14 protein-coding genes and 1 tRNA gene are annotated in these 14,638 nt (G+C 71.1%); 10 read left to right on the top strand and 5 right to left on the bottom strand.

Going from position 1 to position 14,638, the window contains the following annotated elements; genetic code table 11:
- The first annotated feature begins 8 nt into the window (after positions 1–8).
- Positions 9–713 (top strand): lysophospholipid acyltransferase family protein, encoded by a 705-nt coding sequence (locus tag ABS78_RS18825; RefSeq protein ID WP_293383010.1) that lies wholly within the window; start codon positions 9–11, stop codon positions 711–713.
- Positions 714–743: 30 nt separating this feature from the next.
- Here ABS78_RS18825 and ABS78_RS18820 read toward each other — a convergent pair whose 3' ends face one another.
- Positions 744–1,283, bottom strand: coding sequence for a gamma-glutamylcyclotransferase (locus tag ABS78_RS18820; RefSeq protein ID WP_293383008.1), 540 nt, complete (start codon positions 1,281–1,283; stop codon positions 744–746).
- Between the two features lie 63 nt (positions 1,284–1,346).
- Here ABS78_RS18820 and ABS78_RS18815 point away from each other — a divergent pair, with 63 nt between their 5' ends.
- Both ABS78_RS18815 and ABS78_RS18810 read left to right on the top strand, forming a co-directional pair.
- The gene (locus tag ABS78_RS18815) at positions 1,347–2,393 is read left to right on the top strand and encodes a DUF2125 domain-containing protein (RefSeq protein ID WP_293383006.1); all 1,047 of its coding nucleotides are present in this window, start codon (positions 1,347–1,349) and stop codon (positions 2,391–2,393) included.
- A gap of 18 nt (positions 2,394–2,411) precedes the next feature.
- Positions 2,412–3,035, top strand: a complete 624-nt coding sequence (locus tag ABS78_RS18810) for a class I SAM-dependent methyltransferase (RefSeq protein ID WP_293383004.1) — start codon at positions 2,412–2,414, stop codon at positions 3,033–3,035.
- 21 nt (positions 3,036–3,056) lie between these two features.
- Here the strand turns inward: ABS78_RS18810 and ABS78_RS18805 are convergent, their stop codons facing one another.
- Positions 3,057–3,251, bottom strand: coding sequence for a hypothetical protein (locus tag ABS78_RS18805; protein WP_293383001.1), 195 nt, complete (start codon positions 3,249–3,251; stop codon positions 3,057–3,059).
- A 162-nt stretch (positions 3,252–3,413) separates the two neighbouring features.
- Between ABS78_RS18805 and ABS78_RS18800 the strand changes: the two genes are divergently transcribed.
- The gene (locus ABS78_RS18800) at positions 3,414–3,632 is read left to right on the top strand and encodes a hypothetical protein (protein WP_293382999.1); all 219 of its coding nucleotides are present in this window, start codon (positions 3,414–3,416) and stop codon (positions 3,630–3,632) included.
- 96 nt (positions 3,633–3,728) lie between these two features.
- Here ABS78_RS18800 and ABS78_RS18795 read toward each other — a convergent pair.
- Positions 3,729–3,805, bottom strand: a tRNA-Met gene (locus ABS78_RS18795).
- A 117-nt stretch (positions 3,806–3,922) separates the two neighbouring features.
- Here ABS78_RS18795 and ABS78_RS18790 point away from each other — a divergent pair.
- The 3 genes from ABS78_RS18790 to ABS78_RS18780 are packed head-to-tail and all read left to right on the top strand — an operon-like array spanning position 3,923 to position 8,016.
- Positions 3,923–4,951 carry a glycosyltransferase gene (locus ABS78_RS18790; protein WP_293382996.1) on the top strand — a complete coding sequence of 343 codons (1,029 nt, stop codon included), beginning with the start codon at positions 3,923–3,925 and terminating at the stop codon, positions 4,949–4,951.
- Positions 4,951–6,765, top strand: a complete 1,815-nt coding sequence (locus ABS78_RS18785) for an asparagine synthase-related protein (protein ID WP_293382993.1) — start codon at positions 4,951–4,953, stop codon at positions 6,763–6,765. Before ABS78_RS18790 ends, ABS78_RS18785 begins: the two co-directional genes overlap by 1 nt.
- A 15-nt stretch (positions 6,766–6,780) precedes the next feature.
- Positions 6,781–8,016, top strand: a complete 1,236-nt coding sequence (locus ABS78_RS18780) for a PQQ-dependent sugar dehydrogenase (RefSeq protein WP_293382990.1) — start codon at positions 6,781–6,783, stop codon at positions 8,014–8,016.
- A 199-nt stretch (positions 8,017–8,215) separates the two neighbouring features.
- Here the strand turns inward: ABS78_RS18780 and ABS78_RS18775 are convergent, their stop codons facing one another.
- Positions 8,216–9,157 (bottom strand): nitronate monooxygenase, encoded by a 942-nt coding sequence (locus tag ABS78_RS18775; protein WP_293382987.1) that lies wholly within the window; start codon positions 9,155–9,157, stop codon positions 8,216–8,218.
- 111 nt (positions 9,158–9,268) lie between these two features.
- Positions 9,269–10,381, bottom strand: a complete 1,113-nt coding sequence (locus ABS78_RS18770; RefSeq protein WP_293382984.1) for an NAD(P)/FAD-dependent oxidoreductase — start codon at positions 10,379–10,381, stop codon at positions 9,269–9,271.
- Between the two features lie 183 nt (positions 10,382–10,564).
- Here ABS78_RS18770 and ABS78_RS18765 point away from each other — a divergent pair, with 183 nt between their 5' ends.
- The 3 genes from ABS78_RS18765 to ABS78_RS18755 all read left to right on the top strand — a co-directional run bounded on the left by ABS78_RS18765 (position 10,565) and on the right by ABS78_RS18755 (position 14,634).
- A complete protein-coding gene (locus ABS78_RS18765) occupies positions 10,565–11,857 on the top strand; it encodes a tetratricopeptide repeat protein (RefSeq protein WP_293382981.1) in 1,293 nt (430 codons plus the stop codon).
- Between the two features lie 68 nt (positions 11,858–11,925).
- Positions 11,926–13,086, top strand: a complete 1,161-nt coding sequence (locus ABS78_RS18760; RefSeq protein ID WP_293382978.1) for a serine hydrolase — start codon at positions 11,926–11,928, stop codon at positions 13,084–13,086.
- A gap of 75 nt (positions 13,087–13,161) precedes the next feature.
- Complete coding sequence (locus ABS78_RS18755) at positions 13,162–14,634, top strand: amidohydrolase family protein (protein WP_293382975.1); 1,473 nt, start codon at positions 13,162–13,164, stop codon at positions 14,632–14,634.
- Positions 14,635–14,638 lie beyond the last annotated feature (4 nt).

Here is a 14,638-nt window from a genome sequence, read left to right as displayed (position 1 = left end):
GGGCCGGTGTGATCGTCGTCCGTTCGCTGACCTACGTGGCGCTGTTCTACCTGTGGACCGCCGCCTGCGCCGTCCTGGCCACGCCCGTGCTGCTGGGCCCGGCCCGCTGGACGCTGGCGCTGTTCCACATCTGGGGCCGGGGCGTCGTCGGCATGCTGCCCATCTGCGGGATCAAGGTGGAGGTGCGCGGCCGCGAACATATTCCCGCCGGCGCCGCCATCGTGGCGCCCAAGCACCAGTGCATGCTGGACGTGTTCGCCCAGTTCGCCTGGCTGCCGGCATCGGCCTTCGTGATGAAGAAGGAGCTGGCCTGGATTCCCTGGTTCGGCTGGTACGCGCGCAAAGTCGGCACCATCGTCATCGATCGCGAGGGCGGCGCCACCACCATGCGGCAGGTCATCCGCGAAGGGACCGAGTTGTTCAAACAAGGCCGTCAGGTGGTGATCTTCCCCGAAGGCACCCGTAAGGCGCCCGGCGACACGCCGGACTACAAGCCGGGCATCGCGGCCCTCTATCGCGAACTGAACGTGCCCGTCTGCCCCGTCGCCACCAACGCGGGCGCCCACTGGCCGGCCCACGGCTTCGTCCGCCGGCCGGGGACCATCGTCTTCGAATACCTCGAACCCATCCAGCCCGGCCTCAAGCGGGCCGAGTTCATGCGCCTGCTGGAAGAGCGGATCGAGACGCGCTCGACCGAGCTGTTGGCGCTGTAGCGGTCGGCGTCCTTCTTCGTCGTCGGCAGGTCAGGCCGAATGGCTTTCCAGGGTCTCCACCAGGCCCAGCAGCCGCTCCATCGCGGTGTCCCGCACCCGCATCTCGCGCAGGTGGACGACGAGGTCGCGCAGGTACTCGACGTTGCGGCCGGACAATCCCGTCGCGCCGGCGATGAGTTCCGCCTGCCGCTCCAGGCCCAGCGCGCCCGCCCACTGGGGATGGCGTACATCCGACAGGAAACACAGGGCCTCCACGCGCCGACCGTCGTCGAGCCGCACGTTCCGACGCGCCTCCACATAGGTCTCGGTCGGCTGTTCCCGCTCCATCAGATAGGCGTAGGTCCCGGCCCAGTCGGCGTCGTCCACGCGATAGGCCGCGCCACGGCAGGCGCCGCCCGGCGCCAGCCCCAGCACCAGGCCGGGCCGCTCGTAGGTCCCACGGTGATGCACCGAATAGATGCAGAAGGCGCGGCGACGTCCGTGTAAGGTGGCCTTCCGACGCTCGGCGAAGGGAAACCCCGGCCGCCACATCAGCGAACCGTAGCCGAAGACCCACCTGTCCGACGCCATTCCCGCTTGTCCCGGCCACGCCTGCTGGCCAAAACCTCTTGGCCGAACCTCACCGGAATGTCTGTGCCCGATCCGTCCCCGCCCCGCAAATACAGCCGCCGCACGCCCATCGTCGTCGTCGCGATCACCGTGCTCCTCATCGCGGGATGGTCGGTCGCCTGGTTCTGGGCGCGCGGCCAGGCCCAGGCCGGTCTGGACCGCGGCGCCGCAGCGCTCCGCGAGGCCGGTTACGAATTCGGTTGGCGCGAGCGGAAGATCGGCGGCTATCCCTTCCGGCTGAACGTCGAGCTGACCGAAGCGCGGCTTCGCGACCGTTCGGGCTGGGCGCTGGAGGCGCCGCGCCTGGAGGGCCAGGCCTTCCTCCACGCTCCGACACGCTGGCTGATCGCCGCGCCCGAGGGACTCACCTTCGTCCGCCCCGCCGGAGGGCCGGTCCGCGTAACGGGCAAGTACATCCGGGCGAGCGCCAGCCATCCCGGCGACACGCCGCCCAGCCTGTCGTTCGAGGGCGTGGGCCTCGCCTTCCAGCCGGCGGCGGGCGCCAATCCCTTCAGTCTCCAGTCCGCCGAGCGGGTGGAGTTCCACGTCCGCCGCGCGCCCGCCGAAGTGGGCGACGAGGCCGGCGTCTGGCTGTCGGTGAAGGACGGCAAGGGCGGCCAGTTTCCGGGCCTCCTGGGCCGCATCGCCGGGGACAAGCCGATCTCCATCGAATGGGACGGCCGTCTCTCCAAGGCCAGCGCGCTGAAGGGCGGGACCTGGCCCGCCATCGTCCGCAACTGGTCCGCCGCCGGCGGACGGATGGAGGTCAAGCGCGGCGGTCTCACGGCCGGCGACGCGCTGCTGGGCGTCAATTCGGGAACTCTGCGCGTCGGGACCGACGGCCGGGTCAACGGCCTGCTGGACGTCTCCCTGCGCGAGGCTCCCAAGGCCCTGGCCCAGATCGGCGCCGCCGGCGCCATTCCCGCCGACCGGGCCGCGGCCGCGGCGGCCGTGGCCGAGGCGCGCGAGACCGGCGACGTCGCCCGCGCCACGCTCCATTTCGAGGCGGGCCAGACCACCCTCGGCCCCGTAGCCATCGCTCCGGCGCCGAAGGTGTACGATCCGGACTAGCTGGGCCATCCTGCGGGCATGGCCTCGCTCTACGACCGCTTCGTCCTTCCGCGCCTCCTCAGGTGCGCCTGCTCGGCCCCGCCGATGATGAAGCAGCGCGCCAAGATCGTGCCCCAGGCCCACGGCCGCGTGCTGGAGCTCGGGATCGGCATGGGCCTGAACCTGGCGTTCTACGATCCGGGCAAGGTCTCGGAGGTGATCGGCGTCGATCCCGCGCCCGAACTTCGGGCCGTCGCCCGGGCCGCGCCGCGCGATCCGGCGCTGAACGTGCGGGTGGACGACGGGACGGCCGAGAACCTCCCCTTCGAGGCGGCCAGCTTCGACTGCGTCGTGTGCACCTTCACGCTCTGCTCGGTCCAGGCGCCGGCGAGGGCGCTCGCCGAGGCCCGCCGCGTGCTGAAGCCGGACGGTCGCCTCTTCTTCTGCGAACACGGATTGGCGCCGGACGCCGGCGTGGCGACATGGCAGCGCCGGATCGAGCCGATCTGGAAGCGCATGGCGGGCGGCTGCCATCTCACGCGGCCGGTCACCTCGGCCATCGCCGCCGCCGGCTTTCGGATCTCGCGCCAGGACAGCATGTACCTGCCCGGCACGCCGCGGTTCGCAGGCTGGAACGAGTGGGGCGAGGCCGCCCCGGCCTGAACCCCCTACGCCTCCAACCCTTTACGCGTCCGGTTGCACCGGCAGGGCGAACGCACGCATGCGGCTGGGAAGCCGCATCGCGGCCCGGGTCGCCTCGCGCACGGTCTCGAAGTGCTGGGCGAGATCGGACGCTTCGGTCCAGGCGATACGCGCGCCCTGGGCCAGGTATTCGAGCCCGTCCGGCTTGGAACGGGCCACCACAACGGAAGACGCCATCGGCATTGCCTCCATCCGGCCGACGTGCCGTTTTGGCCCGTCTGAGGTGTTACGCAACAAACGGCGTGCCAGACGCAGGGTTAGCGGGGATTCATCTTGCCGGCCTCGCCGAGGACGCCGAATCGCGGCGTCATTCGTGGCTGTCCGGGTCGGAGGATGGACATGCCGCAGGTGAACTACACGGTCGATCTCATCGACGGCGTCTGGACGGTGGGCCTCAACGACAAACGGTTCGGCCCCTATTCCAGCCTCGACGCCGCCGTCGCCGCCGCGAGCCAGGCGGCGCATAAGGCCGAGGCCCAGGGCTATGACGCGATGGTGACCATCCATGCCGAAGACCCGACGCCGGCAGCCGGCGCAACGGATCGCGACGCGGCCTGACGGGCGTCGGACGCTGTTTGAATCATCATCACGATCCGCGCGGAACGCGCGAGAGCAGGTTGGAGCCGTCTTGGGAAACGTCGCGTGGCGGGCGCCTGGTGGCGGGGGGCGGGCTCGAACCGCCGACCTGTGGGTTATGAATCCACCGCTCTAACCAGCTGAGCTACCCAGCCAAGCCAGGCGCCCGCGTCACGCGAGGCGCGGGTTATAGGGGGAGAGGCGTCCGGCTTCAAGCGCTCCGCTGCAAGCGCTTGGGCGCGCGCCCGCGAAGCGCTAGGGTCGCATCCGGCATGAGCGTCCTGCACCTCCTGGGAACGGCCGGCGAAGGCGGCGCGGAGACCTATTTCGTCGACCTGGTTGAGGCGCTTCGGCGCGCGGGCGTCGACGAGGCTGCGGCGATCCGCCGAAATCCTGCGCGCGAGGCGCGGCTGGCTCAGGCCGGCGTCCCGGTCCGGGTGCTGCGCTTCGGCGGTCCGCTCGACATCCTCACCCGGCCGGCGGCGGCGGGATTCGCCGCGATCCACCGCACGCGCGTGGCGCTGGCCTGGATGAACCGCGCGGCGCGCCATACGCCCCGTGGCCCGTGGGCGCGCATCGGGCGCCTGGGCGGATACTACAACCTCAAATATTACAAAGGCTTCGACCATCTGGTCGCCAACACCGACGACATCGCCGACTGGATCGTGGATCAGGGCTGGCCGGCCGGCCGGGTGACCTGCATCCCTAATTTCGCCGCGGTGCCGGCCGAGGGCGAGGGTGTCGCGCGCGCCGGCCTGGACACGCCCGAGGATGCGCCGCTCCTTCTGGCCCTGGGCCGCCTGCACGAGGCCAAGGCGCACGACGTCGCGTTGCAGGCCCTGACGCGGATCCCGGACGCTTGGCTCTGGGTCGCGGGCGCCGGGCCGCTGGAAGCCAAGCTGAAGGGCCTGGCCGAGGCGCTGGGCGTGGCGGGCCGCGTCCGGTTCCTGGGCTGGCGGACCGACGCCTCGGCCCTCTATCGGACGGCGGACGTCTGCGTCTTTCCCTCGCGCTACGAGCCGCTGGGCAATGTGGTGATCCAGGCCTGGGCGCACGGCCTGCCCGTCGTGGCGGCCGAGAGCCAGGGTCCGCGCGCCCTGATCCGCGACGGCGACGACGGCCGCCTGGTCCCCATCGACGACGCCGACGCCCTGGCCGCGGGCGTCCGCGAACTGCTGGACCAGCCCATGCTGCGCGCGCGCTTCGCGGCCTCGGGCGCGGCCCGCGTCGAGGCCGAGTTCTCGGAGGCGGCCGTCGTCTCCCGCTGGCGGCGCCTGTTCGCCGACCACGGAGACACCTGATGTGCGGCATCGCCGGGACGCTGGGCGGCGAGGGGCAGGCCGCCGCCGAACCCATGATCCGCGCCCTGGGCCATCGCGGCCCGGACGGCGTCCGGGTGGAACGCGCCGGCGTCGCGTCGCTGGCCCACGCCCGCCTGTCGATCATCGATCTGGACGGCGGCTGGCAGCCGCTTCACGCCGCGGGCGCGACCGTCATCGGCAACGGTGAGATCTACAACTACGTCGAGCTGATCCGCGATCACGGCCTGGCGGACGCGCTCGCCACCGGCTCGGACTTCGAGCCCCTGCTGCACCTCTACGCGCGCGAGGGCGAGGCGGCGTTCGCCCGGCTGCGCGGCATGTACGCCCTCTGCCTGATCGGCGCCGACGGCCGCGCCTGGCTGGCCCGCGATCCCTTCGGGATCAAGCCGCTCTACCTGATGCAGCACGCCGGCGGCCTGGCCTTCGCCTCCGAACCGCGTGCGTTCTTCGCGGCGGGTCTGATGACGCGGGCGCTGGACGAGACGGCGGCCCGGCAGTTGCTCGATCTCAACTATGTGCTGGACGAGAAGACGCCCTTCCAGGGCCTGCGCCGCCTGGTCCCCGGCGAGGTGGTCGAGATCCGCGACGGCCGGATCGTCGGCGGCTGGCGAAACGCCCCGCTCCTCCCCCCTGTCTCCCCCATTCATGGGGGAGGGGGACCGCTCGCCGCAGAGCGAGCGGTGGAGGAGGCGAACGACGGAACGCCGCGCCTGATCCCGCCCCCTCCACCATCCGCGCTCGAGCGGATGGTCCCCCTCCCCCGCCTGGCGGGAGAGGCGAAGCTCCTGTCCCGGCTCGACGCGGTGCTGGAGGACAGCGTGCGGGTCCATCAGCGTTCGGATGTCCCCTACGGCCTGTTCCTCTCGGGCGGCGTCGACTCGGCGACCATCGCCACGCTGATGGCGCGGCTGAACCAGCGGCCCGTCACGGCCTTCACCTGCGGCTTCGACGCGCCTGGCGCTGCCGACGAGCGGGCCGCGGCCGAGGCCGTGGCCAAGGCGCTGGACCTCGACTGGCGCGAGACCACCTTCGGCGAGGCCGACTTCTGGCGGGTGCTGCCCCACGTCGCCTGGGCGCTGGACGACCCGACGGCCGACTACGCCGTCCTGCCCACCTGGAAACTGGCCGAGGCGGCCAAGGGGACCCTGACCGTCGTCCTCACCGGCGAGGGCGGCGACGAGTTGTTCGGCGGCTACGGCCGCTATCGCCGCGCGCTTCGGCCCCGCTGGCTGGGCGGTCGGCCGGCCGAGCCTCGCGGCGCGGCCGACGCCACGCTGGCCGCCTGGCGCGCCGCCGCGAAAGGACCCGAAGGCCTCTCCCCGCTCCAGGCCGCGCAATGGGCCGACATCGCCACCTGGCTGCCCGCCGACCTGCTGCTGAAGCTGGACCGCTGCCTGATGGCCCACGGGCTGGAAGGCCGCACCCCCTTCCTGGACCGCGAGGTGGCCGCCTTCGCCTGGAGCCTGTCCGATCGCGCGAAGGTGCGCGGCGGCCACGGCAAGTGGCTGCTACGGCGCTGGCTGGAACGCGCCTGCCCGGCCGCCCGGCCCTGGGCCAGGAAGCAGGGCTTCACCGTGCCGGTGGACGCCTGGATCGCGCCCCGCGCCGCCGACATCGCCCGGCGGATCGGCGAGGTGGAGGCCGTGCGCCGCCTCGCGGGCCCCGACGCGGGCGCGCGGATGCTGGCCGAGGGGCCGATGCGGTGGCGGCTGTTGTTCTTCGCGGTCTGGGCGCTGATTCACCTGGACGGCGCGCAACCGAACGACGCCCTCGCCGCTGTTGTAGGGACGTAAGGACGAGGACGACCCATGAAATCGCTGATGCTCGCCGCCGGCGCCGCCGCCGTGCTCGCCGCCTGCAACGCCGACCGCAGCGCGGCGCAATCCGAGACCCGGACCCGGGGAGCACCCGTCGAGACCGGGGCCGCCAACGGCAAGGGCCAGCAGCCGGCCTTCGCGGGCCAGACCCGCGCGCCCGAGATCAAGGCGAACGTGACCTACGACGTCAGCGATTACGTCACGGGAATCTCCAAGCCCTGGGGCCTGGCCTTCCTGCCCGACGGGAGCCTGTTGATCACCGAGAAGCCCGGCCGCCTGCGCCACTTCAAGGACGGCGTGCTCTCGCCCCCGGTCGCGGGCGTGCCCGCCGTCGACGCGCGGGACCAGGGCGGTCTCCTGGGCCTCGCCATCGACCCGGACTACGCGCGGAACGGCCTCGTCTACCTGTTCTACGCCGAGCCGCCGAAGGGCGGGAAGAACAACGCCGCCGTCGCCAGGGGCCGGCTGGCGCTGGACGGCGGCGCCCCGCGGCTGGAGGGGGTCGAGGTGATCTGGCGCCAGACGCCCGCTCTGGCCTCCACCAAGCATTACGGCGGTCGCCTGGTCTTCGCCCGCGACGGCACGCTGTTCATCACGGGCGGCGAACGCTCGATCACCGAGGGCCGCATGCAGGCCCAGAGGATGGACGGGACCTTGGGCAAGGTGGTCCGGATCAACGCTGACGGCTCCGTTCCCAAGGACAATCCGTTCGTCGGCAAAACCGGTGTGCCGGGCGAGATCTATTCCATCGGTCACCGCAACATCCTGGGCGCGGCCCTACATCCGCAGACCGGCGAGCTCTGGGAGGTCGAGCACGGGACGCGCGGCGGCGATGAGCTCAACATCGTCCGCGCCGGCAAGGACTACGGCTGGCCCACCATCGCCTACGGGATCGAGTACGCCGGCGGGGCCATCACCGGCGGGATCACCCAGCAGGCCGGCATGGAGCAGCCGGTCTACTACTGGGATCCCGTGATCGCGCCGGGCGGCATGGCCTTCTATACGTCCGACACGGTTCCGGCCTGGACGGGCAGCCTGTTCGTCGCCGGCCTTGCGCCCAAATATCTGGCCCGGCTGACTCTCGACGGCGAGCGCGTCGTGGGCGAGGAGCGCCTGTTGACAGAGGTGGGCGAGCGCCTGCGCGACGTCGTGGTCGGCCCGGACGGCGCGCTGTATGTCGCCACCGACAACGACAAGGGCCGCGTGCTGCGCGTCGCGCCGAAGTAGGCGGCCCCCCGCAAGCATCCTTTCGAGCCACGAACCCACACGAAAGGGCCCAGTCCCCGAGCCTCCGCGCGAGCGGAGGCTCCATCATGGAAAACCACGGAAAACACAGAAGGCACGGAAATCGCAGCTTCGCCTCCGTGTCCTTCCGTGGTTGTCGAAATTCGAGAGGCGCCGCTTCGCGGTCTCGCGGTTCTACCGTTCAGCCCGCGCGGCCGTACTTCGCGCCCAGCTCCGCGGTCACCGCCTCGAACTCGGCGATCGTCTCGGCCAGGATCTCGGCCACCGGCTTCACGCTCTCGATGCGCCCCGCCACCTGGCCGGACAGCGCGATCGCCGCCTCCATGTCGCCGCCGAAGTAGAGGTCGAGCGCGTTCGCCAGTTCGCCCATGATGTTGGCCGGCGGCTCCAGCTCCAGCCGGGTGGTCCGCTCGGTGCGCAGCGCCCGCAGCGCCGGCCCCGGCCCCTGTCGGTTCAGGAAGACCGTGTCGGTCTCCTTGGCGTTCACGATCATGTCCTTCCAGTTCCGGTGGACCGGGCTCTCGGCCGCCGAGACCATGCGGGTGCCCATCTGCACGCCCTCGGCGCCCAGGGCGAACGCCGCCGCCATCGAGCGACCGTCGGTGATCCCGCCCGCCGCGATCACCGGCACGCCGAGCTTGCTGCAGATCAGCGGGAGCAGGACCATCGTGGCCACGTCGCGGCTGTTCTTGAAGCCGCCGCCCTCGCCGCCCTCGACGACCAGGCCGTCGACGCCCGCCGCCACCGCCTTCTGCGCCGCCGCCAGCGTGGGCACCACGTGGAACACCGTCAGACCCCGGCCCTTCAGCGCCTCGCAGTACTTGTTCGGATCGCCTGCGGAGGTCGTGACGAACTTCACGCCCTGGTCGGCCACGAAGCTCACGATGTCGGGGTCGCGCACGAAGGCCTGGGCCACGTTGATCCCCCACGGCTTGTCCGTGAGGGTCTTCATCTTCACGAACTCCTCGCGCAGTTCGTCCAGCCGGCCCGACGACGTCTCGATGATGCCGAACCCGCCCGCGTTCGACACGGCGCTGGCCAGTTGCGCGCGGGCGATCCAGCCCATCGGCGCCTGGAGGATCGGATACCGGCTGCCCAGGATCTCGGTGATACGGTTCTTCATGCGACGTCTCTCCCTCTGCCCGGAACTATCGCCGCGACGGCGTCGGATCCAGGCGGCCACTTAATATGAACAAGAATTCCGGTTCATGAAAGATCGGGGAAGCATGTAGCGTCACAGTCCCAGCCGCGCCGCCACCTCCTCGCCGATCGCCAGGGACGAGGTCAGGCCGGGGCTCTCGATCCCGAACAGCACCACCAGCCCGGGCAGCCCGTGGATGTCCGCGCCGTCGAGGCGGAAGTCGGGCTGGGGCTCGCCCGGACCGTGCAGCTTGGGCCGCACGCCCGCATAATCGGGACTGAGCGCGCCCTCGGGCAGCCCCGGCCAGAACTTGCGGATGTAGCGATAGAACTCGCCCGCCTTGGACGGATCGACGCTGTAGTCAGGCGCCTCCACGTACGACAGGTCGGGCCCGAAAACCCCCTGCCCGCCCAGGTCGCGGCGATAGTGGGTGCCCAGCGCGCCCGGAATGGGCGGCGGATAGATCAGGCGGCGGAACGGCGCCTTGCCCGAAAGCCGGAAATAGACGCCCTTGCCGTAGTGGGCCTGCGGGATCAGGTCCGCGGGGAACCCCTCGATCCGCCCGGCCACCGCCTGGGCCGACAGGCCGGGCGCGGTCACCAGAAGGCGGCAGGTCAGCGTGGTGGGCTCGGCGCCGCCCGCGCGCACCTCGAACCCGCCCGTCTCCAGCGGCGTCGCCGCCTCGAACGGCGTGGACAGCACCACCGCGCCGCCGGCCGCCTCGATCTCCCCTTGCAGCGCCAGCATGTAGGCGTGGCTCTCGAACACCCCGCTCTCAGGCGACAGCAGGGCGCCGGCGCAGGCCAGCTCCGGCTCCAGCGCCAGGGTCTGGTCACGGCTCAGTTCCGTCATGCCCTCCACGTCGTTGAGCCGGGCCTGCTCCAGGATAGCCGCCAGCCGCGGCAGCTCGGCCTCGGTCGTCGCCACCACGAGCTTGCCGCAGCGGTCGTATTCGACGTGGTGCGCGTCGCAGAAGGCGTACAGCCTTCGCCGCCCCGCCACGCACAGCCGCGCCTTCAGCGAACCGGTGGGGTAGTAGAGGCCCGCGTGGATCACCTCGGAGTTCCGCGAGGAGACGCCCTGGCCGATGGCCGCGTCCTGCTCCAGCACCGCCACGACCAGGCCGCGCCGCGAGAGGGCGTAGCCGCACGCCAGCCCCACGGCTCCCGCGCCCACGACCACCGCATCGAAATCGAACTCGGCCATGCCCCCGCATAGCGCGGAACGCGGTCACCGGGAAATTCAGCCCTTGCCGGCGAGACCAGGCGGCAAGCCAGCGCATGATCGGTTTCGCCCCCACATTTGGAGATGACGCCAGCGCGCCCGCCCCCCAGGATCGACCTAGAGCCGCGCGATGGCAGGATGCGGCCCCGATCCGAGGACGCGCGCATGACGAGGGACCATCACGGCCTGGAGATGACCGGGGCGAGCGCTGCCGCGGCCGACCTCTATCAGACCGCCCGCGAACGCTTCCACTGCTACGCCGGCGACAGCTTCTCGCCCCTGAAGGCCGCCCTCTCCGACAGCCCCGGGTTCGTCATGGCCCACGCGCTCAAGGCCTGGATGACGCTGGTCGCGGCCAACACCGAAGTGGCGGCGATGGGTCTGCACGCCCTGGAGACGGCCCGCGGCCTGCCGATGAACACCCGCGAAGCCGGCCACGTCGCCGCGCTGGATCGCCTGGTGGCGGGCGAGGTCCAGGCGGCAGCCCGCATCATGACCGAGGTCTCGCGCGAGCATCCGCACGATGTCCTGGCGCTCCAGGTGGGCCAGACCCTGGACTTCCTGCTGGGCGATGCGCACGGCCTGCATGACCGGATCGCCGCGGCGCTGCCCGCCTGGTCCCCCGACCGCCCGGAATGGCACGCGATCCAGGGCTTGCTGGCGTTCGGGCTGGAGGAGACCGGCCGCTACGAGGAGGCCGAGGCGGCCGGGCGCTGGTCCGTCGCCCTCGAGCCCACCAACAACTGGGGCCAGCACGCCGTGGCGCATGTCATGGTCATGCAGGGCCGCCACGCCGACGGCGTCCGCTGGATGCGCCACGAGAACACCGCCTGGCAACCGGAGGCTCAGCTCGGCGTCCACAACTGGTGGCACACGGCCCTGTTCCACCTCGGCCTCGGCGAGACCGACGCGGCGCTCGAACTCTACGACGGGCCGCTCTACGGCGAGGGGTCGACCTTCGCGTTCGACATGGTGGACGCCGCCGCCCTGCTCTGGCGGCTCCATCTCCTGGGCGTGGATTGCGGGGAACGCTGGGGGGCGCTGGCCGACAACTTCGCCCGCGAGCCGCGCGGCCAGTCGGCCTTCGTCGACGTCCATGCGATGATGGCCTTCGTCGGGGCCGGCCGCGAGACCGAGACTACGGCCCTGCTGGAGGCCCAGTCGGCGGCGCTGCGGGGCCCGGGCGACAACGCCGGATTCGTACGCGACGCAGGCCTGCCGGCGTGCGAGGCCATCCGCGCCTTCGGCGACGGCGACTACGCCCGCGCCGCGCGCCTGCTGGGCGACGCGCGCGACCGCCTCCACCGCTTCGGCGGCAGTCACGCCCAGCGGGACGTCCTGGATCTCACTCTCATCGCCGCAGCCGGCCGCGCCGGCGACGCGCGACTGGAGACGGCGCTGCGGGCCGAACGCGCCGGCGCGATCCCGCTTCCGGGATATGCGCGCCGGGCCATGTGAGGCGGACGACTAGGCGCCGACGACGTGGCCCCCTAGCCTGCTTGGCAAAACATGGGGAGGTTTCGAATATGCGGACTGTTCTCGGGCTGGCGGCGGCGCTGGCGTTCGGCGGCGGGGCGGCCGCCCAGGTTCCCGTAAAGCCGGACGTACCCTCGATCCTCGTCTGGTCGCCACAGCAGCAGGCGGACTGGTACCGCTCGATCGAGAGCGTCTACAAGGTCGAGACCGTGGCCCGGGGCGACAAGGTGCGCCCGCTGCCCAGGGCCGCCCGCCAGGTCGCGCCCACCTGGACGCACGCCGGCAAGTCCTGGACCGTGCGCGACTACATGGACGCGCATCGCGTTTCGGGCGTCCTGGTGCTGAAGGATGGCCAGATCGTCCTCGAGGAATACGGCCTCGGCCGCGGGCCCGACGACCGCTGGACCTCGTTCTCGGTGGCCAAGTCGGTGACGTCCACCCTCGCAGGCGCCGCGATCCGCGACGGAAAGATCACGAGCCTCGCGTCGCCCGTCACCGACTACATCCCCGAACTCAAGGGCTCGGGCTACGACGGCGTCACCGTCCGCCAGCTCCTGATGATGAGTTCGGGCGTGAAGTGGAACGAGGACTACGCCGATCCGAACTCCGACGTGGCCCGCTCGGTCAGCCTGCCGATCGAGCCCGGCAAGAATCCGTTGGTCACCTACATGGCCCGCCTGCCCCGCGCGCACGAGCCGGGGACCCTGTTCAACTACAACACCGGCGAGACCGACCTCGTGGGCATCCTGGTCTCGCGCGCCACCGGCAAGAGCCTGGCCGCCTACGCCTCGGAGAAGATCTGGCGGCCCTATGGCATGGAGCGCGACGCCATCTGGATGGTGGATCCCGCCGGCCATGAGCGGGGCGGCTGCTGCATGTCGATCACGCTGCGCGACTACGGCCGCATCGGACAATTCATGCTGGACGGAGGCATGGCCGACGGGACGGCCGTCCTGCCCGATGGCTGGACCACCGAGGCGACGACGCCCCAGATCGTCAAGGGCGCGCCACCGCCCGGCTACGGCTACTTCTGGTGGATGCGGCCCCAGGGCGGCTACGAGGCGCGCGGCATCTTCGGCCAGGGAATCCTGATCGTGCCCGAGGAGAAGCTGGTCGTGGTGGTCAACTCCGCCTGGCCGACCGCCGTGGGCCAGGAGCTGGGCGCGGCGCGGCTCGCGCTCTACGAGGCGATCCGGGCGGCCGCGAAGTAGCCTTCACGGCCCCGTTCGTTGTGGCCCCTCCCCCGCCGTGACAGTCTTCCGGCGCGGGCAAACGGGAGAAACGCCATGACAGACGACCTCGACCCACACGGCCGCCGCCTGCCGATCAAGCTGGACTCCACCTCGAACGGCGAGTTCGCCCCGATCCCGCTGGACCGCAGCGAGATTTACGCCAACCACCTCGCCTCCGAACGCGCCGAGGGCTTCGCAAAGCGTCTCGGCGTGGGCCGGCGGACATTCCTGACCTCGGCCTGCGGCGCAGCCTCGACGTTGGCGGCCTTCAACGCGGCTCACGCCGCCGCGGGCCGCACGGGCGGCTATTTCGAGGTGGCGGACGCCGCCGCCCTGGAGCCCCAGCTCGCCCAGGCGCAGTTGGGAAAGTCCGAGTTCATCTTCGACGTCCAGGGCCACTTCGTGAACCCGACCGGCGCCTGGCTGAAGACCTTGCCGCCGGGCGCACGCCCCCTGTCGGACTTCGACAAGGCCAAATGCGGACTGGCCGAGGGGCCGGACGATCTCGCCTATCTGCGCTGCCTGGGCGCCGAGGAGTTCGTGAAGGACGTCTTCCTCGATTCCGACACCGACATCATGGTGCTCTCGTTCGTCCCCTCCACCCGCGAGGGCGAGCCACTGACCATCGAGGAGGCCGCCGCCACCCGCGCCATCGTCGAGAGGATGGAGGGCTCCAAGCGGCTAATGCTGCACGCCCGGGTCAATCCGAACCAGCCGGGCGACGTGGAGGACATGGCGCGCCTCAAGGGCTTCGGTATCACCGCCTTCAAGACCTACACCCAGTGGGGTCCCGGCGGCGAAGGCTTCTGGCTGACCGACGACGTGGGCGTGGCCTTCATCGAGAAGGCCCGCGAGCTGGGCGTGAGGAACATCGCCATCCATAAGGGGCTGCCCTTTGGCCCCAGGAGCTACGAGCACTCGACCTGCCGGGACATCGGGCCGATCGCCAAGCGGTTCCCGGACATGAACTTTCTCATCTATCACTCGGGCTATGTGGCCGGGAAAGCCGAAGGGCCCCACGACCCCGCCCGGACCGACGGCGTCGACTCTCTGGTGACGTCGTTGGCCGAGGCCGGGATCGCGCCGAACAGCAACGTCTACGCGGAACTGGGCTCGACCTGGCGGTTCGTCTCCACCCGCGACCCCACCAGCGCGGCGCACATGATGGGCAAGCTGTTCAAGGCGGTGGGCGAGGACAACGTGCTCTGGGGCACCGACTCCATCTGGTACGGCTCGCCCCAGGACCAGATCCAGGCGTTCCGGACGTTCCAGATCTCGGACGAACTCCAGGCGAAGCACGGCTATCCGCGAATGACCCCCGAGCTCCGCGCCAAGGTGTTCGGCCTGAACGCGGTGAAGCCCTACGACCTCGACGCCGCGACCGTGCGGAAATACCTGGCCCACGATGCCGTGGCCCGCGACAAGGCCGAGTACGCCGAACGGCCAAATCCCTCGTTCGCCACCTACGGCCCGCGGAACCGGCGTGAGTTCATGAACCTCATGCGCGCCAGCGGCGGCGGGCCATAGCGCG

This window comes from Phenylobacterium sp. SCN 70-31, from assembly GCF_001724605.1.
Classification (GTDB): Bacteria; Pseudomonadota; Alphaproteobacteria; order Caulobacterales; family Caulobacteraceae; genus Phenylobacterium.
The sequence above is the reverse complement of the archived record's forward strand: the minus strand, read 5'-3'. Positions and strand labels throughout refer to the sequence as shown.

What these genes read in the sequence shown, in the direction of transcription:
- ABS78_RS18820 (WP_293383008.1), bottom strand. Translation starts at nt 1,283, where the DNA reads ATGGCGTCGGACAGGTGGGTCTTCGGCTACGGTTCGCTGATGTGGCGG.
- ABS78_RS18810 (WP_293383004.1), top strand. Translation starts at nt 2,412, where the DNA reads ATGGCCTCGCTCTACGACCGCTTCGTCCTTCCGCGCCTCCTCAGGTGC.
- ABS78_RS18805 (WP_293383001.1), bottom strand. Translation starts at nt 3,251, where the DNA reads ATGGCGTCTTCCGTTGTGGTGGCCCGTTCCAAGCCGGACGGGCTCGAA.
- ABS78_RS18800 (WP_293382999.1), top strand. Translation starts at nt 3,414, where the DNA reads ATGCCGCAGGTGAACTACACGGTCGATCTCATCGACGGCGTCTGGACG.
- ABS78_RS18790 (WP_293382996.1), top strand. Translation starts at nt 3,923, where the DNA reads ATGAGCGTCCTGCACCTCCTGGGAACGGCCGGCGAAGGCGGCGCGGAG.
- ABS78_RS18785 (WP_293382993.1), top strand. Translation starts at nt 4,951, where the DNA reads ATGTGCGGCATCGCCGGGACGCTGGGCGGCGAGGGGCAGGCCGCCGCC.
- ABS78_RS18780 (WP_293382990.1), top strand. Translation starts at nt 6,781, where the DNA reads ATGAAATCGCTGATGCTCGCCGCCGGCGCCGCCGCCGTGCTCGCCGCC.
- ABS78_RS18775 (WP_293382987.1), bottom strand. Translation starts at nt 9,157, where the DNA reads ATGAAGAACCGTATCACCGAGATCCTGGGCAGCCGGTATCCGATCCTC.
- ABS78_RS18770 (WP_293382984.1), bottom strand. Translation starts at nt 10,381, where the DNA reads ATGGCCGAGTTCGATTTCGATGCGGTGGTCGTGGGCGCGGGAGCCGTG.
- ABS78_RS18765 (WP_293382981.1), top strand. Translation starts at nt 10,565, where the DNA reads ATGACGAGGGACCATCACGGCCTGGAGATGACCGGGGCGAGCGCTGCC.
- ABS78_RS18760 (WP_293382978.1), top strand. Translation starts at nt 11,926, where the DNA reads ATGCGGACTGTTCTCGGGCTGGCGGCGGCGCTGGCGTTCGGCGGCGGG.
- ABS78_RS18755 (WP_293382975.1), top strand. Translation starts at nt 13,162, where the DNA reads ATGACAGACGACCTCGACCCACACGGCCGCCGCCTGCCGATCAAGCTG.